Source organism: Bacillus sp. MYb56, from assembly GCF_002976445.1.
Taxonomy (GTDB): domain Bacteria; phylum Bacillota; class Bacilli; order Bacillales; family Bacillaceae_G; genus Bacillus_A; species Bacillus_A mycoides.
Window position 1 is genome coordinate 105,047 of sequence record NZ_PCOH01000009.1, and the last position, 21,328, is coordinate 126,374.

The following is a 21,328-nucleotide window of genomic DNA, read 5'->3' on the forward strand; positions in this document are numbered from 1 at the left end:
ATGACTCTCCTTTTTAAAAAATTTCCAATTATTTAATGCTGTTCCCATCAAATACAAAACGAATATCATATGAAGCGTTATAATTAATAATTGGGATGTTAATTTTCACCTTTCCTTTTAGTTTTTCTGACAAGTCAGCAACTTCAAATTCTACTACTCTAGTATTCTCTTTTTTGTTTTCACTTAAGACTGTTGTTTCTAAAAATTGACCATCTTTTTCTACTTGGAAACTTTTAATAGAAACACTATCTTTCACTTTCAATGAAACGTATTGTTTTCCATTTTTAACTGTTAATGTTGCTGGACTTTCAAAATAACTATTCATTCTAGATGATTCATCTTTATCGCCTTTCCATACAGTAAAAGCAATATTATATTTTCTATCAGCTAGTTGTGTAGCAGCTTTTGCATCTTGTAACCCTAGTGTTGCTATAAACGTAAGTAAGACAGCAAATACGGCAATAATCATTTTAAATTGTTTAAACATATATTCATCGCCCTTCCAAAGATTTATTTACCTAACTTCACTTTACGAACTAAGAAAACACCTGAAATAAGGAGTAATGCTGCAAATAATCCGATACGTGCTTCATCACTTGTTTTTGGGTTATCTGTTTTTTCAGCTTTCCCACTTTCATTTGTTCCTTTATTTACATCTTTATTTACATCTTTATTTACATCTTTGTTTGTTTCTTTGTTTGTTTCTTTGCTCTCTTCTTTCTTCACTTCTTCTTTTACTTGTGTATTTTTTTGAGTTTGATCTTCATTTTTTATTGCAGCAGTTGTCTTATTCTCTCCACCTACTGCTTTTACATTTGCATCAAACGCAAAGCGAATTGTGTAGTTATGGTCATAATTTACGTTCGGTACAACAACATGAATTTTTACAGCTGCTGGTTTAGATAAGTCGTCTATTTTAAACTCTACAGTTCTTTTATCTGCAGATTCATCTTTACTAACAACTTTTGCATCAACAAAGTTCCCGTTCTCTGGTGCTTTAAATTCTGTAATCCAAGCACTATGATTCATAGGAATTTGTACTCTCATCTCACCATTTTTTACAATTAACTTAGCTGGTTTTTCAAAATAATCATTTGCCATTGAAGCTGAATCATTTTCTGCTTTTTGTATGACATAGTTAATATCGTAAGTACCGTCAGCTACATTTGCCGAAGCTTGTCCGAATGGCACTACGAGAAAAGCTAGCATACATACGAATGTCATAATAAAAGCGGGTAATACCGAAAACTTTCTCATTTACCTTACTGCCTCCTTGTTTTTCTTTTTTGAAAATGATAATTATTCTCAATATATAAGAAAAAAAATAATCTTTCTATCTCTATTTTATAACGAGTAACACTATGTAGTTAGAAATATATTGATTATCATTCTCATTGATAGACAAAAAAATAATCCCACCAATTTTTCCTATAAGAATAAACATAAAACTCTTTCATCATTTTATTGATTATCATTCTCAACGAATTTCAAAAAAAATAAACCGCCTAATTCTATCGTTCTATCACCTCTTCTTACAAAAATGATATAGTCATAGAAAACCTCTTCCCTTCCAATATTTCCACAACTAAGTCAATCTTAGCCTACTGGTAATTTTTTTGTCAACTATATTACGTATAAAATTTTTAATATCTGAATTCTTCTATATATAATTTTTCTACAAAAAAAGAGGCTTTCTTTTAAAGAAAGCCTCTTTCCCTTATTTTTCTACAGCAATTTCTTGCTTTTGAAATAAAGAAACTACATATCCAATTGCAATTCCAATGATACCCGGAACTAGCCAACCAATCCCTACACTATATAATGGAATTTTATCTAAAATAGGAGCAAGGGCCGCTACTTGAAGATTTGCATTATGCAATCCATCAAAGAAGCTAATTGCAAATGCGCCTACAATACCGCCTACATACATAGCTAATGGAAGGCGAATATAGTTTTCAACAAGTGATAATACGATCAGTACGATACCAATTGGGTAAATTGCAATTAAAATCGGCAATGCTAATGCGTTTAACTGAGTTAAACCAAGATTTGCTACCATAAATGCTAATACAGAGAAAATAAAAATGACTTTTTGATAAGAAAGCTTTGGTAATAACGAAGAAAAATATTCTCCACAAGCTGCTACAATACCGACAGAAGTTGTTAAGCATGCTGCTGTAATTGCGATACCTAGTAATAATGTTCCGTAGCTACCAAATAAATGATTCACGACGTTTGTTAAAATAATTCCGCCGTTTGCTCCCATTCCAAGTGAAACACTTGAAGCTCCAAGGTAAGCAAGTGCTAAATAAACAAGAAGTAAGCCAAGTGCTGCAATAAATCCTGCAAAGATTGTTACTTTTGCAATACTGTTCTTATTTGTAATGCCTTTTGCTTTTAAAGCATTGATCACAACATTTCCGAAAACAAGTGCTGCAAGTCCATCTAAAGTTAAATATCCATCAATAAAACCTTTAAAGAGCGGGGCACTATACGCTTCTGTAGGGGCACCAAACTCTCCCATTGGAGTCATAATTGCTTTCGCTACAATAATTGCAATAACAGCTAATAAAATTGGAGTTAACACTTTACCAATGCGCCCCACTAATTTCGATGGGTTTAATGCTAAATAGAAAGTTACTGCAAAGAAAATAAATGTAAAGATAACAAGTGGATAGGATTGACCAGCTATCTCACTTGGTAAAAACGGTGCAACACTCATTTCATAAGCAACAGTCCCTGTACGTGGCACACTAACAAATACGCCTAAACATAAATAAATTGCAGTAATGAAAATTAGCGCGAATACAGGATGTACACGTCCTGCTAATTCATTAATATCTCCCTTTAGAGCTATAACAATAACTCCTAATAAAGGCAGTCCTACACCTGTTACGATAAAGCCAAATAACGCGATCCATACATCTGTTCCAGCACCTTGCCCTAACGCTGGTGGGAAAATCATATTACCGGCACCGAAAAACAGTGCAAATAACATTAAGCTTATTGCAAACATCTCAGAAAACTTTAAAGATGATTTCATTTCTACTACCTCCTAATTATTTTATTGACAAAATATTCTGAATTAAAATCCGTCACATATCCTCTTTCAAGCATACTTCCCCGTAAAAGAACGCAAAAAACACCCGTCCCTAACAAAGGGACGAGTGTTGAAATCGTGGTTCCACCCTTATTCTAATAAAATGAATTTATAACGAAATAAGCTCATTTTATAGCTCGTGTAAATTGATAACGGTTTTATCCGCCAAGAATTACAATGCATCTGCAGTTCACTCTTGAAGTTTAGAGGTGGTAAGTTTGTCTTTCCGTATTAGGAAGCTCACAGCCTAAGGCTTCCCTCTCTGAGAATCGTCAAAAACAACTCATGTCCTCATCATTACTTTTATAAAATATATTGTCGAAACTTGTTGTTTTTTATTATATGGGCTATTTTTTAAAAAATCAATAGTTTTATTTTTTCTGACAAAAAAATATAGGGAGAAAACTTTCCTCCCTATAACTGCCCTATTAATATTTCTAATTCCTTAGGTGTAATGTCTCGCCATTTTCCAGCTTCAAGCTCATTTAGCTCTATATTCATAATGCGTACTCGCTTTAGCTTTGTTACAGTAAATCCGAAAGCACGACTCATTCTACGAATTTGCCTATTCATTCCTTGCGTTAAAACGATGCGGAATGTAGACTGATTAACTCTCGTCACTTTACATGGCTTCGTCATTCCATCTTTAATCTTTACACCGCTGGACATCTCATCGATAAACCAATCTGTAAACGGCTTATCAACAGTGACAACATATTCTTTCTCATGCTCATGATCACCGTGCAAAATTTGATTCGCAATCGCACCGTCATTCGTTAATAAGATGAGTCCTTCCGATGCTTTATCTAATCGTCCAACAGGAAAGATTCGTTCTGGATAATCGATATAATCAATAATATTATCTTCAATATGTTCGGCTGCTGTACAAGTAATTCCGACTGGTTTATGGAAGGCAATATACACCTTTTCTTTCTCTTCTTTTGCAATAACTTGCCCATCAATCGTTACAATATCACCTTCATTAACGAGTGCACCGTGCGTACATACTTCACCGTTAATACAGGCACGTCCTGCTTTAATGAGACGGTCTGTTTCACGTCTTGAGCAGGATTTTACTTCGCTTATGTATTGGTTGATTTTCATGTTTTGTTCCTTTTCTTATAGATTAAAAGCGTCAATCCATGGCAATATCATTATGCCAAGATTGACGCTCCTTTACTTCGCAAAAACAACTAAATAAATAACCCCAATTACCAAAAATATTCCGCAACAAGCTAACAATACTTTTGCAAGTTTGTCCATAAACATATAATGGTTTCCCCTTTTGTTTGGTTGTTTGCTATTTTAATTCGACAACTGTTACGCCTAGGCCTCCCTCGCCCATGTCACCGTAGCGGTAGGTTTTCACACCGCGATGTTTCTTCAAGTAATCTTGTACACCTTGGCGAAGCGCTCCTGTTCCTTTACCGTGAATAATTGATACACGAGGATAGCTTGCAAGCTGTGCATCGTCTAAATATTTTTCAACGCGCATCATTGCATCTTCATAACGTTCGCCGCGAAGGTCTAGCTCTAACGACACGTGATAATCTCTACCCTTCACACTTGCGACTGCTTTTTTCTCAGTTTGCTTCGGTGTATTAATGTATTCCATATTGGATTCTTTCACTTTCATCTTCAGAATACCAATTTGTACGCTCCACTCTGTATCACTTACTTTTTCAAGCAATTGACCTTTTTGACCGAACGTTAACACTTTTACTTCATCACCTGATCGTAACTGTTGTTTCGGCGCTGTATTTTTCACATGTACTTTTTGTTTCTTCACAAGCTCTGGCGCCGCACCTTCTAGACGGCTCTTCGCTTCAATAAGCTCATGGTCTTTCACGTTTATAAGCTGTGCTTTACGCAATTGACGAAGTTCTTGAATAATGCCTTCTGCTTCTTGCTTTGCAGCTTCGACTTTTTCTTCCCCTTCTTTTTGCGCTTTTAATAATTTTTCATCGCGCTCATCGTTAAATTCAATAATTTGGCGCTGTAATTCACGATGAAGTTTTTCAGATTGCTTACGATGTTCTTCCGCTTCTTTTCGTTCGCTCTCTGCATTTTTTTGGCTTTCTTCTAGCTTTGCAATCATATTTTCGATTTTGTTCGTATCTGTACTAATATGGTTACGAGCGCGATCAATAACGCGATCAGACAAACCAAGACGCTTCGAAATTTCAAAGGCGTTACTACGTCCTGGTACACCGATTAATAATTTGTACGTTGGGCTTAATGTATTCACATCGAACTCAACGCTCGCATTAATAACTTGCTCACGATTGTATCCATATGCTTTTAATTCTGGGTAATGCGTCGTTGCAACAACGCGAGCACCACGGTTACATACTTCATCTAAAATAGAAATCGCTAGTGCAGCCCCTTCTTGCGGATCTGTCCCAGCACCTAATTCATCAAATAGGACTAAACTTTCAAAATCAGCTTTTTCTAAAATATCTACAATGTTTACCATATGAGAAGAGAATGTACTTAAATTTTGTTCAATCGATTGCTCATCACCGATATCAGCAAAGATGTTTTTAAATACACATATCTCTGATTCATCCATTACTGGAATATGAAGACCAGATTGCGCCATTAAGACACAAATACCGACTGTTTTCAGTGTAACTGTTTTACCACCTGTATTCGGTCCTGTAATAACGATTGTTGTAAAGTCTTTACCAAGCATAATGTTATTTGGCACGATAATTTCCGGATCAATAAGCGGATGACGTGCTTGTTTTAAATCCATGTAGCGTTCATTATTTACGATTGGCTTCGTCGCTTTAATTCGCTTCGCATAAAGAGCTTTCGCAAAAATAAAATCAAGATTTGCAACTACTTCTACGTTTGATAAAACAATATCAGCTTCCACTGCTACTTCTTCCGTTAACATCATTAAAATGCGTTCTACTTCTTGTTTTTCTTTCACACGTGCTTCTTGAAGTGCGTTATTTAATTCCACGATTACTTGCGGTTCGATAAATAATGTTTGTCCAGAAGCAGATTGATCGTGAACAATACCACCATATACGCCGCGGTATTCTTGTTTTACCGGGATTACGTAGCGTTCGTTACGAATCGTTACAATTGCATCTGATAACATTTTTTGCGCGTTTGAAGAACGCGTCATGTTTTCTAATTTCTCACGAATACGGCTTTCCGCAGTACGAATTTGATTACGAATACCACGCAATTTGTCACTTGCGCTATCGACTACTTCACCGCCGTCACCAATACAATTTGTAATCTTCTTTTCTAAATCATATAAAGACACAATTTGCGCGATATGTGTTTCTAAAATTGGAAGCTCAACACCGTTGTCAATCATATCGTCAATGAAACGTTTCATTTGGCGACTACCGTACATCGTACTTGCGATTTCAATTAATTCATAAGGACTTAACATACTTCCAATTTTCGCACGCTTAATATTTGAACGAATATCAGAAATCCCTCCAAGTGGTACATGTCCTTTTAAACGGATGACTTTCGCTGCCTCATCCGTTGTTTCTTGCAATTCCACAATTTCTTCAAAATCTGTGCTTGGCACTAAATTCTTCACTTTATCACGACCAAGTGAAGATGCTGTATGTTCAAGTAATTGTTCTTTTACTTTATTGTATTCTAATACACGCAACGTTCGTTCTAACATGTTGCAGGTCCCCCCTGTATTACTTATTACGTTTAATATAGTCTAATAAACGTTCAATATCCCATGTGTTAATCACGTTATCTTTTTGAATCCAACCTTTACGCGCTGCTGCTACACCTGTTTCCATATCTTCTAACATTTCAAGTGTATGGGCATCCGTATTAATCGCTACTTTTACACCAGCATCTTGTGCTTGTTTTAATAATTTCGCGCTTAAATCTAGACGGTTTGGATTTGCATTTAATTCTAAAACTGTATTTGTTTCTTTTGCGAGCTGGATTAATAAATCTGTATCTACATCGTAACCCTCACGGCGCCCAAGAAGACGTCCTGTCGGATGGGCAATCATTGTGACATGCTTATTCTCAAGTGCAGTGCGAAGACGCTTCATAATCGTTTCACGGTCTTGTGAGAAGCTAGAGTGAATAGCTCCAATGACATAATCTAGTTCTGCTAATACTTCATCGTCAAAATCAAGTGTCGCATCTGGTAAAATGTCCATTTCAATCCCGCGCAAAATTGTAATGTCTGGATACTTTTCATTCATACGTTCAATTTCTTTCGCTTGTTCACGAAGACGCTCTTTCGTTAAACCGTTTGCTACTTTCAAGTATTGCGAGTGATCAGTAATTGCCATAAATTTATATCCACGAGCGCGGCACGCTTGCACCATTTCTTCAATTGAAAAAGCACCGTCACTCCACGTTGTATGCATATGTAAATCACCCTGTATATCAGAGAACTGAATTAAGTTGGGATACTCTTTAATTAATTCAATTTCTTTTCCATCTTCACGCACTTCTGGTGGGATGAATGGAAGGCCAAAGTTGGCGAAGAATGCTTCTTCTGTTTCGAATGTTTTCACTTCACCTGTCTCTAAGATTTCCACACCGTATTCACTAATTTTCTCGCCTCTATCTTTCGCAATTTGGCGCATTTTTACGTTATGGTCTTTTGATCCTGTGAAATGGTGAAGAGTTGTAATAAATTCTTCTGGTTTTACTAAGCGGAAGTCAATTGAAATATCATATTCATATTGAAGACGAACAGATACTTTCGTATCTCCACTTGCAATCACTTCAATCATATTATCAAATTGTAGTAAATGTTCACGCACTACTGCTGGCTCTGTCGTTGCAATGATGAAATCTAAGTCCTTCACTGTCTCACGAACACGGCGTAAACTACCAGCGCGTGAGAAACGAATTATTTCAGCAACATTCGACAATTTCTCCTCTATTTCCCCGGCAATAGGCAATACCATCGCAATTGGTAAACGCTCTGGACGAGAGCCTACTTGATCAATTGCTTCTAATATTTTCTCTTCTGTTTTCTTACCGAATCCAGCTAAAGCTTGTACTTTATTTTCTTCACAAACAGCTTTTAACGTTTCCATATCAACAACACCAAGTTCTTTGTATAACTTGGCCACCTTCTTACCACCAAGGCCTGGTAGTTTTAATAGTGGTAATAAACTGCTTGGTACTTCTTTTTCAAGTTCTTGTAGTACTTCAGATGTTCCCGATTCTATATATTCTTGAATAACTGCTGCCGTTCCTTTTCCGATACCTGGAATCTTTGTGAAATCTTCAATTTCAGAAAGACTACGGTCATCACTTTCTAGTGCTGCCGCCGCTTTACGGAATGCAGATATTTTAAATGGATTCGCGCCCTTTAGTTCCATAAATAGGCCGATTGTCTCTAGTAATTTGATAACTTGTTTTTTATTCACTTTCATCATTGCCCCGCCTTTCTTTCATAGAAAAAAACTTCTCTTTCCGAAAAAAGAGAAGTTACACTCTGCTACCTGTCTGCCATAGTTCCTTCACCTTTTCAGAAAGAATCGGTGTATCGTCTACAATTATTTTGCTAATTGATGATTTTTGTAATGGTGTTTGTATTTGTTCAATTGGAAGAATTGTTCCAACAATAATTAAGACAAACAGAATGATATACACTTCTAAAAAGCCAAGAAGTGCCCCAGCAACCGCATTGACTTGCTTTAAAACTGGGATTTCTGCAAACATATTCAGTAAATTACCAAGTAGTGAAAGTGCGATTTTTGTAATAATAAATAATACAATAAACGCAATTGCTTGATAGAAGACACCCTCAATATTATTCGCATCTATCCATTCTGGAACAGATACATTCTTATCGAATGGATACGGAATAAATTTCGCAAGCGTTGGCGCTAAATCTTTACAGTACCAGTATGCAACGAGGTATGCGATAATAAAGCTTGTTAACTTTACAAGTTGCAAAATAAATCCTCTGCGTAAACCGAGGAAAAATCCCATAACAAGCAATAAAATGATAATAATATCAATCATGTTTATTCCATTCCTTTTTGTGTCATACTTTCTTTCAACTTCTCATGTTCTTCTTTTAATTTTATGTAATCGTGTATGACGTTTACCGCCGTCAATACCGCTAGTCTACTCGTATCAAGCGAAGGATTCTTGGCATTGAGTTCGCGCATTTTATCATCCACAATCGCTGCTACCATGCGGATATGACTTGTACTTTCATCGCCAACAACTGAATACTGTTGGCCATATATTTCTACATTAATTCGACTTTTATTTCCCTTTTGTTGTGACAACTCACCGGCCTCCAATCACGTACAGAATCCTAAAGTTTATCATACCATGAACCATCATAATATGGAAACAGAAAGAACAATCCGATATGATAAAAATAACAACATAAAAAAGGAGCGACCATTTTGTCAAATTCTATCGTAATACAAACAAGTTCTACAGTAATTGCAGACATGAAACAACAATACAAACAAGCACTTAGCCCCAAAATTCCGCAAGGCGGTATCTTTATGGCAAAGGTTCCATCTTGCACAATTACAGCTTATAAATCAGGGAAAGTGATGTTTCAAGGTGGACGTGCTGAAGCAGAGGCTTCTCGTTGGCAAACTGTCTCTCAAACACCAAAATCAGCTGTAAAAAAATCGGTCAATTCACATCGTTATGCGCCGCCCGCTTCCATCGGCACAATGTCTATTCTAGGATCAGACGAAGTAGGTACTGGTGATTACTTCGGACCGATGACAGTAGTTGCTGTATATGTGGATGCGAAGCAAATTCCACTTTTAAAAGAACTCGGTGTAAAAGACTCCAAAAACTTAAATGATGCTCAAATTGCTGAGATTGCAAAACAACTCCTTCACGTTGTTCCTTACAGCTCCCTCGTTCTCCATAATGAAAAATATAACGAGCTATTTGATAAAGGAAACAACCAAGGTAAACTAAAAGCTTTACTACATAACAAAGCCATCACAAACTTATTGGCAAAAATCGCGCCTACAAAACCAGAAGGCATCTTAATCGACCAATTTACACAGCCTGATACATACTATAAATATTTAGCGAAACAAAAACAGGTACAGCGTGAAAATGTTTACTTCGCTACAAAAGGTGAAAGTGTCCATTTAGCAGTAGCCGCCGCTTCCATTTTAGCTCGTTACTCATTCGTAAAACAATTTGACGAACTAAGCAAAAAAGCTGGTATGCAACTTCCGAAAGGTGCTGGTAAACAAGTTGATATTGCCGCTGCTAAATTAATTCAAAAAGTCGGTAAAGAAAGACTACCTGAATTTGTGAAAGTGCATTTTGCTAATACAGAGAAGGCGTTTCGCTTATTAAAATAGTATCGACAAAAACAGGAGCCTACAAACTCCTGTTTTTTGTTTCGCTTTAGTCCACTCTACTATCGCCTGTGTATTTTTGTTATAATTAAAATATACATATTTTTCAAACATATGAGTTCCTATTACTACTTCTACAAATGATTCTAGATATTTTACTAGGTGATCCACACGAAAGACAGTTCGAAATTAGAGAAAACATTCAGCTACTAAGTGAACAACCCGTGTTCAACGATTTAATAGAGCGCTATGGCCGATCTTTCTTATTAAACTTTCGGATTCGAAGATTTATCGGGAAACACGATGCCCGCTTGTTAATACATAATCCAGTAAAGCTGCAACACTTCTGTGAGGAACTTGAATTTATGATTAGAAAAAGAGGATTGTTTAAATAAGGAGGTAATTCATATGAACTCTGTTAAAGTTAAAAAGATATTATATATTTTAGTACACCTCGTGTTCCCTCTTTCTTACCTTACAATCTCTATCATTTGGGGAGCTTTTTTCACTTCCAAATCCACATTCGAAAATATATCTGATAATCTTTGTGTTATGGCCATCTATTACGTTCTCATGAGCTTACTGTGGTTTTTCTATTTAGATCGATTAGACAAAGATGTAGATAAAATTACAAAAGAGATTAATGATAATAAGATGTAATACATAAAAAAAGGAGAGCCGCCAAGACTCTCCTTTTTTATGTTAGCTTCGTTTCTGCTTCTTATTTGATGAAGATACTTTATGAGAACCTGTTTCATGTGTCGTCGTTCCTTGTCCTTCTACTTCTGGAGAACCTAGGCTTGATCTTGAATGATCTTTTTTCACTTTTTTACTCATTTATATTCACCCCTTCGCGTTACTTTTTGCTACGAGGTAATAAACTATTCAAAATAAAAAGCGAGAGGAAACCCTCTCGCTTTTTTCATATTTTAGAACTCAGAAGAACCTGGAGTTCTTGGGAATGGAATTACGTCACGGATGTTAGCCATGCCAGTAATGTACATTAGGAAGCGCTCGAAACCTAGACCGAATCCAGCGTGTTTTGTACCGCCGTATTTTCTAAGTTCTAAGTACCACCAGTAGTCCTCTTCGTTCATACCTAATTCTTTAATTCTGTCTACTAAAACGTCCATTCTTTCTTCACGTTGACTTCCGCCGATTAATTCGCCGATGCCAGGAACTAGAAGGTCAGTAGCTGCTACTGTTTTACCATCTTCGTTCATACGCATGTAGAATGCTTTAATGTCTTTCGGATAGTCAGTTACGAATACAGGGCGTTTGAAGATTTCTTCTGATAAGTATCTTTCGTGCTCTGTTTGTAAGTCAATACCCCATTCTACTGGGTATTTAAATTCAGCACCTGATTCTTGAAGTACTTTAATTGCTTCTGTATAAGTGATGCGACCGAAGTCAGAGTTGATCACGTTGTTCATGCGCTCTAGAACTGTTTTATCAACGAAGCTGTTGAAGAAGTCCATTTCTTCTGGTGCATGCTCTAGTACGTATTTCATTGCATATTTCAGCATATCTTCTGTAAGATCCATTACATCGCCTAACTCAGCGAATGCAATCTCAGGCTCAACCATCCAGAACTCAGCTGCGTGGCGAGTTGTGTTTGAGTTTTCTGCACGGAATGTAGGACCGAATGTGTACACATCACGGAATGCTAACGCATAAGCTTCAGCATTAAGCTGTCCACTTACTGTTAAGTTTGTTTCTTTACCGAAGAAGTCTTTTGATTCGTCAACTTGTCCGTCTTCACCTTTAGGTACGTTGTTTAAATCTTGCGTTGTTACGCGGAACATTTCGCCTGCACCTTCTGTATCACTACCAGTGATGATTGGTGTGTGAACATGTACGAATCCACGCTCTTGGAAGAACTGGTGAATCGCAAATGCTGCGATAGAACGCACACGGAACGTTGCAGAGAATGCATTTGTTCTTGGACGTAAGTGAGCGATTGTACGTAAATATTCAAACGTATGACGCTTCTTTTGAAGTGGGTAATCAGAATCTGATAAGCCCTCGATATCAATTTTTTCTGCTTTAATTTCAAATGGTTGCTTCGCTCCAGGCGTTGCAATTACTTTACCTTCTACTTTAACTGAAGAGCTAAGTGGAAGCTTTGCAATTTCTTTGAAGTTCTCTAATTCTGTATCGAAAACGATTTGAACACCTTTGAAGAAGCTACCGTCGTTTAATTCGATGAAACCAAATGCTTTTGAATCACGTAAGTTACGAATCCAACCTGATACTTGTACTGTTTGATCTGCGTATTTATCTGTATCTCTATACAGACTTTTTACTAATGTGTTTTCCATAGTAAAATTCTCCTTTACTCATATATTTAAATACAAAAAAACCTTTCATCCATAAAGGGACGAAAGGTTAAACTTCGCGGTACCACCCAATTTGTCATAAAGACCAACTTTAACTCGTATGTAATACATACTTCCCGGTTTGTAACAGGCCGGATTCCCGTCTAAGTCTACTCTTGAATACAAGTTTCAATTTCGGTTAGCAACTCCAAGGTGTTCTTCACATATACCGCCTCATCAGGCTCTCACCGTCCCTGACTCGCTTTGGATTATAGTATATACTACTTTTCCTTATCATCGTCTTTCGTTTTGTTAAACTAAAATTAATGTACTACATTCGAGAGAAAGATGCAAGATGCCAGAAAATATATCAGCGATTTTCGCAATATATCGACTTACCGACAATCGTGCCATAAAAAAATTGCCGGACTTAATCCGGCAATTTTTTATTACTTACGTAACTCCGCACCAAATTTCTCTTCTACCGCTGTTAATACACGGTTATGTGCTTCTGTTACTTCTTCGTCTGTTAATGTACGTTCTGCATCGAAGTAGTTCATAGAGAATGCAATTGATTTCTTGCCTTCTTCCATTTTTTCACCTTCGTATAAGTCGAATAGTGCTACGTCTTTCAGAAGTTCTCCGCCAGCTTCAGCAATGACTTGCTTCATTTCACCAGCTTTTGTTTCTGTTGTTACTACAACAGCCATATCACGTGTCATAGATGGGAAACGTGGAATTGCTGAGTAGTAAGTTCCCTCAGCGTCTGCACCGAATACTTTTGCAAGAGATAATTCGAATACGAATGTATTTTTCACATCTAATTGTTTTTCTGTTTCCGGGTGCAATTGACCGATGAATCCGATTGCTTCACCATCTAATACGATGTCAGCAGTACGGCCTGGGTGCATACCTTCACGTTTTGCTGGTGCATAAGTGATTTGATTTGCCACGCCAAGTACGTCGAATAATCCTTCTAATACACCTTTAACAACGAAGAAGTCTACAACTTTCTTCTCACCTTGCCATGCATGGTGAAGAGCAAGACCTGTCATAACACCTGCAAGATGTTGTTCTTCTTTCGGAAGTTCTCCTGCTTCTGTTGGTAAGAAGATAGAACCTACTTCATATAATGCAACGCTGTCGTTTTTACGTGCAACATTGTATGAAACTGCTTCTAACAATTGTGGCACTAAGCTTAAACGAAGTTGGCTACGCTCTTCGCTCATTGGAAGCGCAAGATTTACAGGAGCTTTTTCGTTCGGCTCAACCATATATTGTTTCGCTTTGTCAGCGCCTGTTAATGAATATGTGATTGCTTCATATAAACCAGCACCTTCTAGGAAGCGGCGTACTTTACGACGTTTCGTTTGTGCTGATGTTAATTTACCACGTGTCATTGTTCCAGATGGTAATGTAACTGGAATGTGATCATAACCATACAGACGACCTACTTCTTCTACTAAGTCTTCTGAAATTGTAATGTCAGGACGACGTGCTGGTACATTTACATGGAATGTTCCTTCTACTTCTGTGAATGGGAATTTTAAGTTTGTGAACATTGTACCCATTTCACTCGCAGAAATATCTGTACCTAATACACGGTTTACTTTTTCAGCTGTAACAGATACTGTACGTTCTTGTACTTGTAAGTTATCAGCTTCTACTACACCTTCAAGCGCTTCTCCACCAGCGTATTTTGCCATTAAAGCAGCTGCATGTTGAATTGCTTCAAATGTACGTGTTGGGTCGATTCCTTTTTCAAAACGTGCACTTGATTCGCTACGAAGACCTAAGTCTTTTGATGTACGACGCACTGTTTGACCTGCAAAGTATGCAGACTCAATTAGAACGTTTACTGTCTCGCTATCAACTTCAGAATCCGCTCCGCCCATTACACCAGCAACAGCTAACGCTTTTTCACCGTTTGTAATAACAAGGTGGTGGCTTTGTAACGTACGTTCTTGAGCATCTAATGTTTGAATCTTTTCGCCTTCTTTTGCAAGACGAACAACGATTTCTTTTGAACCTAATTTATCGTAATCGAATGCATGTAACGGTTGACCGTATTCCATTAAAATGTAGTTTGTAATATCAACTACATTACTAATTGGACGAATGCCAGCTGCCATAAGACGAGTTTGCATCCACATTGGTGATGGACCAATCTTTACGTTCTTCACCATTTTTGCAATATATAATGGGTTTTCTTCTTTCGCTTCTACACTTACAGAAATGTAATCAGAAGTTTTTTCTTCTGTTTCTTGTAAGTCGATAGCTGGAAGTTTTACTTCACGGCCGTAAATAGCAGCTACTTCATATGCAACACCTAACATGTTTAAGCAATCTGCACGGTTTGGTGTTAAACCAAGCTCAAGTACTTCATCATGTAAATTTAAAATTTCAAGTGCATCTGCACCAACTTCAGCATCACTTGGGAAGATGAAGATACCGTCTGCATATTCTTTCGCAACGAATTTCCCATCAATACCAAGCTCTTGAAGAGCACAAACCATACCGTGAGAAGCTTCCCCGCGTAGTTTTGCTTTTTTAATTTTGAAGTTACCAGGAAGTACAGCGCCAACTTTTGCAACTGGTACTTTTAAACCTTTTGCAATGTTAGCAGCTCCACAAATAATTTGAACCGGCTCTTCTTCACCGATATCGATTAAGCATTTGCTTAATTTATCAGCTTCTGGGTGTTTTTCACATTCTAATACGTGACCAACTACAACACCCTTTACACCTTTATTTAATACTTCAACACCTTCTACTTCAATACCACTTTTCGTGATTTTGTCTGCTAGTTCTTGTGCTGTTACATCTTTAATATCTACATACTCTTGTAACCAACGATATGATACGAACATATTTATCCTCTCCTTCCCTTACGCTCGTTTGAATTGTTGTAAGAAACGTACATCATTTGTATAGAAATGACGAATGTCATCTACGCCGTATTTCAACATTGCGATACGCTCTGCGCCCATACCGAATGCGAAACCTTGATATTCTTTTGAATCATAACCAGCCATTTCAAGTACGTTCGGGTGAACCATACCTGCTCCTAAAATTTCGATCCAGCCAGTCCCTTTACAAGTGCCACAACCTTTACCGTGACACATCATACAAGAAATATCCATCTCTACAGACGGCTCTGTGAATGGGAAGAAACTTGGACGAAGACGGATTTCACGATCTTCACCGAACATCTTTTTCACGAATACTTGCAGTGTACCTTTTAAGTCACTCATACGAATATTTTTATCAATTACAAGACCTTCAATTTGCATGAATTGGTGTGAATGCGTTGCATCATCGTCATCGCGGCGATACACTTTACCAGGACAAATAATTTTAATCGGGCCTTTTTCTTTATTCTTTTCCATCGTACGTGCTTGCACAGAAGATGTATGTGTACGTAGTAACGTTTCTTCTGTAATGTAGAATGTATCTTGCATATCACGCGCTGGGTGATCTTTCGGTAAGTTTAATGCTTCGAAGTTGTAGTAGTCTTTTTCTACTTCTGTTCCTTCAGCTACTTCATAACCCATACCGATGAATACATCTTCAATTTGTTCAACAACTGCTGTTAACGGATGGTGACAACCTGTTTCAACAGGACGACCTGGCAGTGTAACATCAATTGTTTCAGTAGCTAATTTCGCCTCAATTACTGCTTTTTCTAAGTTACCAATTTTGTCTTCTAGACGCGTTTGAATCGCTTCACGTACTTCATTTACTAATGCTCCCATACGTGGACGCTCTTCTGCTGATAATTTTCCCATGCCGCGTAATACTTCTGTAATTGGACCTTTTTTCCCTAAATACGCTACGCGTACGTCGTTTAAGCCCTTTAGCTCTTTCGCTTCTTCAATAAGCTCTAACGCTTTTTGCTTTAGCTCTTTTAAACGTGCTTCCATTTGGAACCCTCCTAATTTTAAAAATAAAAAAACCCCGCTCCCAAAAAGGGACGAGGTAAATTCGCGGTACCACCCTAAATTGACAGAACAAGTCTGCCCACTCATTAGTTATAACGATCAATTCTGACCGGAACGCCTTTACATATAAATGGTCCTGGCGCCAACTCCAGAGGTGAATTCACTTCCATCTACCATAAGAATGCTTTCAGTCTACGGCACTCTCTCCCTATATGGCGATTTTGTAAGCTACTCTTCTCTATCAACGTTTTTCATTAATATACTTTTATTATATGTTCAAAAAAGTTCGATACTCATTTCACCACTTTTTTATGAACATGCACTTCAACTTATTATAAGAAGTTTTTTATCGATTCGCAACTGGGCTTTGTAAATAATACGTTAAAATCCCTGCTGCAACCGCAACATTTAATGATTCTGCCCCGCCGTAAATCGGAATATACAAGTTTTGATCACTTTTCGCAAGAATTTCTTGGCGTACGCCGCTTCCTTCATTCCCTACAATTAATGCAAAACTTCCAGCCGGGGTTACTTCACCAAATGGAACTCCATTTTCAAGAGCTGTTCCATATACAGGGACGTTATTTTCTTTTAACTTGTCTACCCATTCTTCTAAGTTCCCTTTCACAACCGGTAAGTGGAAAATAGAACCTTGTGTAGATCGTAGTACTTTACTATTATAAACATCAACGCACCCTTCTCCAAGCACAACGGCATGAATACCCGCTGCATCCGCTGTACGAATAATCGTTCCCAAATTACCTGGGTCTTGAAGGCCGTCTAATAAAAGAAATTTCCCATCAGTAAGAGCTACTTCTTTCTCATGTTTCTCACAAACAGCAAATACACCTTGCGTTGTTTCTGTTTCGCGAAGTACTTTTACAATTGCTTCAGGCACAATATACATTTCAACATCATTAACTGTCCAATCTTTCGGAAGATCTGTCTGATCTGAAACGATAAGTTCTGTTACAACTCCTGCCTTTAACGCTTCCTCTACTAAATGGAATCCTTCTACAAAAAATAAAGCTTTGTTATCGCGCTCTTTTTTCGTCTGCAGCTTTTTCCACTGCTTCACACGCGGGTTTTGTACTGAATCAATGTTTTTCATAATATGTATTTCCCTCTCTTCTTGTCTTATCATTATAGCCTATTTTTCATACATATTTACATAAAAAAGAACAAAAACTAACGTCAGTTTCAATTCTGAAGAAGAGGTGAAGATAATGAGTTTTAATTTACGCGGCGCGGTATTAGCGAATGTATCTGGAAATTCACAAGACCAATTACAAGAAACGATTGTCGATGCAATTCAAAGCGGTGAAGAAAAAATGCTTCCAGGTCTTGGCGTTTTATTCGAAGTCATTTGGAAAAATGCTGATGAAAATGAAAAACACGAAATGTTAGGAACACTGGAGCAAGGATTAAAAAAATAAGCAATAAAAGGTCACCTTAGAAAAAAAACTAAGGTGACCTTTTATGTCTATAAAATTTTTCTTCTCCTAAACATTTCTACTTTACTAACGCTACCCCGATGGAGTACAATGTTCAAAATACATTTAAACCGATCGATTTTTCTTCATGTACATCATTAGATAAAAGGAGTGAATGTTTTATGCAACGTATTACGCTTGAACAAGTTTTTAAACATCACATTACACAAAAATATGTAAACCGTTCTGGAATGGTCCACGCGATTGCTGTCGCTTACCATGCGTTTCACTTAGCCAAAAAGCATCACGCCTCAGTCGATGCTGCGACAAAGGCTGGCTTCCTTCATGATATCGGACATCATACGTGGTACACAGGCGGCGAATGGGACTATGACTTGTATAAAAAGAATGATATACATGCGATTAAAGGGGCAGAAAGATCTCATAAATTGCTTATTAGATTAGGAGAACATCCTAAACTAGCAAAAGAAATTTCTATTGCGATTCTTCTTCATACAGATTCTTTCTTAGTACAGCAAGAAATTGAAAGAACATCTCTTCAAAACATTATTAAATGGGCAGACGAAGCAGATGAAGAACCGGGCGGAGCGCACCATTATAGAACGATTTCTTACGAAAAAGCACTTAAAGCTATTCAGCAATTAGACCGATTGGTAGAGCGTGAATTACAAATAGAGCAAAAGAAATTGAATGACAAGGCAGAACATAGTTATCAATGAGAAAGAGGCATCACTATAGGGTGATACCTCTTTTATTATTTTGCGAAAAATACACCTTTGTATGTAATATTTAAATGTTACACCCAAAAGCAAAATACTTTATAATTAGATATAAAAATATAAAGAGGTGATTTTACAAATGCAACCCGCTACACAACTTTCTAATGCACAGAAATACTCTATGTCATGGGGACAATTTATTAGCTCTGTTTTATTCGCTTTTTTCGGAACCGGACTTATTACTGTGTTCCTCGCAATGCCCTTAACAATTTATACAGCCGGTCTTACAGATAAAAAACAAATTGCCCTGTATGAATCTATTGTAAATACTGCAAGTATCATATTACAACTAGCCGTGTTGTTATTCTTCATTTTTAAATTCGAACCCGCAAAAAAATTACTACTAAAATCTTTTAACTTTAAAGTACTTAAAGAATGGCGTACATACGTATACTTACTTCTTTTCTTCGCTATAAACATTATACTCAATTACATCTTGTTAAATTATGTGTTCCAAGACGCAACAAAGCAGCAATCTTCCGCACTAAACTTAGACGTTTTTAAGCAGTATCAAATATTATTACTTCTCGGCTTCGCTATACTCACACCAATTTTTGAAGAGCTGATTTTCCGTGGTTTTATACTTCGCTTCTTCTCAGAACGCTTTCCATTTTGGATTGCAGCTATCGTAACAAGCTTCTTCTTCGGTATCGCTCATACATACTCACTTGGAGTAATGGTAATTACTTTCTTCATGGGATTATTAATGGCTATTTTATGTAAAAAAACAAAATCCATTATTCCAGCTATGTTATTTCATATTATGAATAATATGTTAGCATTCTTGAGTTAGAAAGAGGTGTCATCGCGATACCTCTTTCACTCTTTTATCACAACTTCAAACTCTTCTTCCGTTAACACTTTTCGATAATTCGTTTTCTTTTCTCCCTCTTCACCAGAAGTGATGACAGGCGTCAGTACAATTTTCGTTACACTGTCCTCTAGCTTTTCAAAACGCCAATAACTATTTTCCGCTAATGTATGACCTGAAACTGGTTTTAACTCTTTCCCATCTTGATCTTTTGCAGTAAATGTCACATCTAACTTTGTTCCGTTCATCATTTTATAATTTAACTTCGTAGATACAGGAGACACTTTCAAATCTTCCACTTCTATTTTTTGACCATTTTCCAATTTAAAATGTTTATGGATTGGGATTGTTTTCGTTTCAGCTTTTAATTTGTCTCCAGATGCCTTAAAGGAAAAGCCCCATTCTCCTTTTATTGAGGTTTTATCTTTTAACGGCATAAGTCTTCTATATATAATTTGTATATCTAGTTCCCCATCCAATTCCATTGGCTTCATTTGTGAATCTTTCAAATTTGTAGTAGTAAAAAATGTGTATGTATAATCATTTACTTTTTGTTTACCTCCACCACCACTACCATTTAACTCTTTTCCATTTATATAAACATCTGGGTACGGTAAAAAAATACCTCCCAGATTAACACTGTTAGACTTAAACGTACTATTAACAATAATCTGCCCTTCATCTATCATCACTTCATCTAACCTTACTTCTACACCGTTATCATAAACCGTTTGTCCTATTGTCGTTTTATATTCTTTTAAAGGTTCTCCTCTACTGTTTACGTAGTCTTCCATTTTACTTCCGATTAACGGTATATCTGCAATCATCCTTCTCATATCTACAGTCATCATCATGATAAATAATGCCGCAGCCGATGTTACAATAGCTATATTATGTTTCGTATGAACTTTGTTCTTTCTTATCTTTTTGCTAATTCGCTTTTGTATTTTCTTTTTCTCTATATGAGTTAAGTTAACTTCTTTATATTCATTTTCATCAATTTTTATATCATTTAACATTTCATACGGATCTTTCATTTCCTTCACCTCTTTTCTTATTTACTTCATTCGATTATGTAAAAATAATGCCCTTAGCTTCTTCCGGCCTCTCGACAGACGATTGTATATAAAAGAAGTTTTCATCCCCATTTTCTCTGCAATATCTTCTACACTGTCTTCTTCAACGTAATGCTTCATAAAGATTTCTTTATCGTTCTTCTTTAAATGATCTAATATATGTTCCATATCATTACTAATTTCATTTTTAGTAGTATCGGTATGTACCGCTATTTCACCTATTTGATCTAATCCTTTTTCATTTACTGTCTTCGCATATTTCCTCGCATAATCGATAGATTTATATTTTGTAATAGCTGCAATCCAATTTTTTAAAGTATTTTTCTCCTCATCATACTTTTCAATATGATTCCAAATTGCCAATAACACATCATCCATGCATTCCTCTTGTACATCTTGAAAAGAGGCTAAATGCTTCTGAATAATACTTTTTATAAGTCCGCCGTACCGGTCGATAATAAAATATAATGCTTTTTCGTTCCTTTTCCGTAGTTGCATTGCAACGTTCTCTTCTGTAATTTTCATAT

21 protein-coding genes and 3 other annotated features are annotated in these 21,328 nt (G+C 36.7%); of the genes, 6 read left to right on the forward strand and 15 right to left on the reverse strand.

Going from position 1 to position 21,328, the window contains the following annotated elements; translation table 11 throughout:
- Window positions 1–28: 28 nt before the first annotated feature.
- The 8 genes from CQ058_RS13515 to zapA form a co-directional block, all read right to left on the reverse strand.
- Window positions 29–487 (reverse strand): NEAT domain-containing protein, encoded by a 459-nt coding sequence (locus tag CQ058_RS13515; RefSeq protein ID WP_002192419.1) that lies wholly within the window; start codon window positions 485–487, stop codon window positions 29–31.
- A 23-nt stretch (window positions 488–510) separates the two neighbouring features.
- Window positions 511–1,257, reverse strand: a complete 747-nt coding sequence (gene isdC, locus CQ058_RS13520; RefSeq protein WP_105589766.1) for a heme uptake protein IsdC — start codon at window positions 1,255–1,257, stop codon at window positions 511–513.
- A 460-nt stretch (window positions 1,258–1,717) separates the two neighbouring features.
- Window positions 1,718–3,043 carry a branched-chain amino acid transport system II carrier protein BrnQ6 gene (gene brnQ6, locus CQ058_RS13525; RefSeq protein WP_002192417.1) on the reverse strand — a complete coding sequence of 442 codons (1,326 nt, stop codon included), beginning with the start codon at window positions 3,041–3,043 and terminating at the stop codon, window positions 1,718–1,720.
- 113 nt (window positions 3,044–3,156) lie between these two features.
- Window positions 3,157–3,407, reverse strand: a binding site (T-box leader).
- A gap of 107 nt (window positions 3,408–3,514) precedes the next feature.
- Window positions 3,515–4,204 (reverse strand): 23S rRNA pseudouridine(2604) synthase RluF, encoded by a 690-nt coding sequence (locus tag CQ058_RS13530; RefSeq protein WP_002192416.1) that lies wholly within the window; start codon window positions 4,202–4,204, stop codon window positions 3,515–3,517.
- A gap of 196 nt (window positions 4,205–4,400) precedes the next feature.
- Window positions 4,401–6,761, reverse strand: coding sequence for an endonuclease MutS2 (locus CQ058_RS13540; RefSeq protein WP_105589767.1), 2,361 nt, complete (start codon window positions 6,759–6,761; stop codon window positions 4,401–4,403).
- A gap of 19 nt (window positions 6,762–6,780) precedes the next feature.
- A complete protein-coding gene (gene polX, locus CQ058_RS13545) occupies window positions 6,781–8,499 on the reverse strand; it encodes a DNA polymerase/3'-5' exonuclease PolX (RefSeq protein WP_105589768.1) in 1,719 nt (572 codons plus the stop codon).
- 55 nt (window positions 8,500–8,554) lie between these two features.
- Entirely contained in the window at window positions 8,555–9,094 is a 540-nt protein-coding gene (locus CQ058_RS13550) for a CvpA family protein (protein WP_002034246.1), read from the reverse strand.
- 2 nt (window positions 9,095–9,096) lie between these two features.
- Entirely contained in the window at window positions 9,097–9,366 is a 270-nt protein-coding gene (gene zapA / locus CQ058_RS13555; RefSeq protein ID WP_002088902.1) for a cell division protein ZapA, read from the reverse strand.
- Window positions 9,367–9,489: 123 nt separating this feature from the next.
- On the opposite strand from zapA, the gene rnhC reads away from it, so the two are divergent.
- The 3 genes from rnhC to CQ058_RS13570 all read left to right on the forward strand — a co-directional run bounded on the left by rnhC (window position 9,490) and on the right by CQ058_RS13570 (window position 11,082).
- Window positions 9,490–10,425 carry a ribonuclease HIII gene (gene rnhC / locus CQ058_RS13560; protein WP_002190834.1) on the forward strand — a complete coding sequence of 312 codons (936 nt, stop codon included), beginning with the start codon at window positions 9,490–9,492 and terminating at the stop codon, window positions 10,423–10,425.
- Window positions 10,426–10,562: 137 nt separating this feature from the next.
- On the forward strand, window positions 10,563–10,817 hold the full coding sequence (locus tag CQ058_RS13565; RefSeq protein WP_078175945.1) for a hypothetical protein: 255 nt from the start codon (window positions 10,563–10,565) through the stop codon (window positions 10,815–10,817).
- Between the two features lie 13 nt (window positions 10,818–10,830).
- Window positions 10,831–11,082 carry a hypothetical protein gene (locus CQ058_RS13570; RefSeq protein ID WP_002143326.1) on the forward strand — a complete coding sequence of 84 codons (252 nt, stop codon included), beginning with the start codon at window positions 10,831–10,833 and terminating at the stop codon, window positions 11,080–11,082.
- A gap of 42 nt (window positions 11,083–11,124) precedes the next feature.
- Here the strand turns inward: CQ058_RS13570 and CQ058_RS13575 are convergent, their stop codons facing one another.
- The 5 genes from CQ058_RS13575 to CQ058_RS13595 form a co-directional block, all read right to left on the reverse strand.
- Window positions 11,125–11,259: a YuzL family protein gene (locus CQ058_RS13575; RefSeq protein WP_000039594.1), complete on the reverse strand. Its 135-nt coding sequence runs from the start codon at window positions 11,257–11,259 to the stop codon at window positions 11,125–11,127.
- A gap of 92 nt (window positions 11,260–11,351) precedes the next feature.
- A complete protein-coding gene (gene asnS, locus CQ058_RS13580) occupies window positions 11,352–12,743 on the reverse strand; it encodes an asparagine--tRNA ligase (RefSeq protein WP_002034242.1) in 1,392 nt (463 codons plus the stop codon).
- Between the two features lie 52 nt (window positions 12,744–12,795).
- Window positions 12,796–13,047: a binding site (T-box leader), on the reverse strand.
- 142 nt (window positions 13,048–13,189) lie between these two features.
- Window positions 13,190–15,610, reverse strand: coding sequence for a phenylalanine--tRNA ligase subunit beta (gene pheT / locus CQ058_RS13585; protein WP_002190836.1), 2,421 nt, complete (start codon window positions 15,608–15,610; stop codon window positions 13,190–13,192).
- 18 nt (window positions 15,611–15,628) lie between these two features.
- Window positions 15,629–16,663 carry a phenylalanine--tRNA ligase subunit alpha gene (gene pheS, locus CQ058_RS13590; protein WP_002015457.1) on the reverse strand — a complete coding sequence of 345 codons (1,035 nt, stop codon included), beginning with the start codon at window positions 16,661–16,663 and terminating at the stop codon, window positions 15,629–15,631.
- 43 nt (window positions 16,664–16,706) lie between these two features.
- Window positions 16,707–16,935, reverse strand: a binding site (T-box leader).
- A 92-nt stretch (window positions 16,936–17,027) separates the two neighbouring features.
- Window positions 17,028–17,825 carry a TrmH family RNA methyltransferase gene (locus tag CQ058_RS13595; RefSeq protein ID WP_002015458.1) on the reverse strand — a complete coding sequence of 266 codons (798 nt, stop codon included), beginning with the start codon at window positions 17,823–17,825 and terminating at the stop codon, window positions 17,028–17,030.
- 82 nt (window positions 17,826–17,907) lie between these two features.
- Between CQ058_RS13595 and sspI the strand changes: the two genes are divergently transcribed.
- From sspI to CQ058_RS13610, 3 genes are all read left to right on the forward strand, one after another.
- Window positions 17,908–18,117 carry a small acid-soluble spore protein SspI gene (gene sspI, locus CQ058_RS13600; protein WP_000009511.1) on the forward strand — a complete coding sequence of 70 codons (210 nt, stop codon included), beginning with the start codon at window positions 17,908–17,910 and terminating at the stop codon, window positions 18,115–18,117.
- A 179-nt stretch (window positions 18,118–18,296) separates the two neighbouring features.
- Window positions 18,297–18,854, forward strand: coding sequence for an HD domain-containing protein (locus CQ058_RS13605; protein ID WP_002143328.1), 558 nt, complete (start codon window positions 18,297–18,299; stop codon window positions 18,852–18,854).
- Window positions 18,855–18,993: 139 nt separating this feature from the next.
- The gene (locus CQ058_RS13610) at window positions 18,994–19,707 is read left to right on the forward strand and encodes a CPBP family intramembrane glutamic endopeptidase (protein ID WP_002192413.1); all 714 of its coding nucleotides are present in this window, start codon (window positions 18,994–18,996) and stop codon (window positions 19,705–19,707) included.
- Window positions 19,708–19,733: 26 nt separating this feature from the next.
- On the opposite strand, the gene CQ058_RS13615 is transcribed toward CQ058_RS13610, so the two are convergent.
- Both CQ058_RS13615 and CQ058_RS13620 read right to left on the reverse strand, forming a co-directional pair.
- Complete coding sequence (locus CQ058_RS13615) at window positions 19,734–20,762, reverse strand: DUF4179 domain-containing protein (protein WP_002190838.1); 1,029 nt, start codon at window positions 20,760–20,762, stop codon at window positions 19,734–19,736.
- Window positions 20,763–20,783: 21 nt separating this feature from the next.
- A complete protein-coding gene (locus tag CQ058_RS13620) occupies window positions 20,784–21,326 on the reverse strand; it encodes a sigma-70 family RNA polymerase sigma factor (protein WP_002034234.1) in 543 nt (180 codons plus the stop codon).
- Window positions 21,327–21,328 lie beyond the last annotated feature (2 nt).

What these genes read in the sequence shown, in the direction of transcription:
- CQ058_RS13515 (WP_002192419.1), bottom strand. Translation starts at nt 487, where the DNA reads ATGTTTAAACAATTTAAAATGATTATTGCCGTATTTGCTGTCTTACTT.
- isdC (WP_105589766.1), bottom strand. Translation starts at nt 1,257, where the DNA reads ATGAGAAAGTTTTCGGTATTACCCGCTTTTATTATGACATTCGTATGT.
- brnQ6 (WP_002192417.1), bottom strand. Translation starts at nt 3,043, where the DNA reads ATGAAATCATCTTTAAAGTTTTCTGAGATGTTTGCAATAAGCTTAATG.
- CQ058_RS13530 (WP_002192416.1), bottom strand. Translation starts at nt 4,204, where the DNA reads ATGAAAATCAACCAATACATAAGCGAAGTAAAATCCTGCTCAAGACGT.
- CQ058_RS13540 (WP_105589767.1), bottom strand. Translation starts at nt 6,761, where the DNA reads ATGTTAGAACGAACGTTGCGTGTATTAGAATACAATAAAGTAAAAGAA.
- polX (WP_105589768.1), bottom strand. Translation starts at nt 8,499, where the DNA reads ATGAAAGTGAATAAAAAACAAGTTATCAAATTACTAGAGACAATCGGC.
- CQ058_RS13550 (WP_002034246.1), bottom strand. Translation starts at nt 9,094, where the DNA reads ATGATTGATATTATTATCATTTTATTGCTTGTTATGGGATTTTTCCTC.
- CQ058_RS13565 (WP_078175945.1), top strand. Translation starts at nt 10,563, where the DNA reads ATGATTCTAGATATTTTACTAGGTGATCCACACGAAAGACAGTTCGAA.
- CQ058_RS13570 (WP_002143326.1), top strand. Translation starts at nt 10,831, where the DNA reads ATGAACTCTGTTAAAGTTAAAAAGATATTATATATTTTAGTACACCTC.
- CQ058_RS13575 (WP_000039594.1), bottom strand. Translation starts at nt 11,259, where the DNA reads ATGAGTAAAAAAGTGAAAAAAGATCATTCAAGATCAAGCCTAGGTTCT.
- asnS (WP_002034242.1), bottom strand. Translation starts at nt 12,743, where the DNA reads ATGGAAAACACATTAGTAAAAAGTCTGTATAGAGATACAGATAAATAC.
- pheT (WP_002190836.1), bottom strand. Translation starts at nt 15,610, where the DNA reads ATGTTCGTATCATATCGTTGGTTACAAGAGTATGTAGATATTAAAGAT.
- pheS (WP_002015457.1), bottom strand. Translation starts at nt 16,663, where the DNA reads ATGGAAGCACGTTTAAAAGAGCTAAAGCAAAAAGCGTTAGAGCTTATT.
- CQ058_RS13595 (WP_002015458.1), bottom strand. Translation starts at nt 17,825, where the DNA reads ATGATAAGACAAGAAGAGAGGGAAATACATATTATGAAAAACATTGAT.
- sspI (WP_000009511.1), top strand. Translation starts at nt 17,908, where the DNA reads ATGAGTTTTAATTTACGCGGCGCGGTATTAGCGAATGTATCTGGAAAT.
- CQ058_RS13605 (WP_002143328.1), top strand. Translation starts at nt 18,297, where the DNA reads ATGCAACGTATTACGCTTGAACAAGTTTTTAAACATCACATTACACAA.
- CQ058_RS13610 (WP_002192413.1), top strand. Translation starts at nt 18,994, where the DNA reads ATGCAACCCGCTACACAACTTTCTAATGCACAGAAATACTCTATGTCA.
- CQ058_RS13615 (WP_002190838.1), bottom strand. Translation starts at nt 20,762, where the DNA reads ATGAAAGATCCGTATGAAATGTTAAATGATATAAAAATTGATGAAAAT.
- CQ058_RS13620 (WP_002034234.1), bottom strand. Translation starts at nt 21,326, where the DNA reads ATGAAAATTACAGAAGAGAACGTTGCAATGCAACTACGGAAAAGGAAC.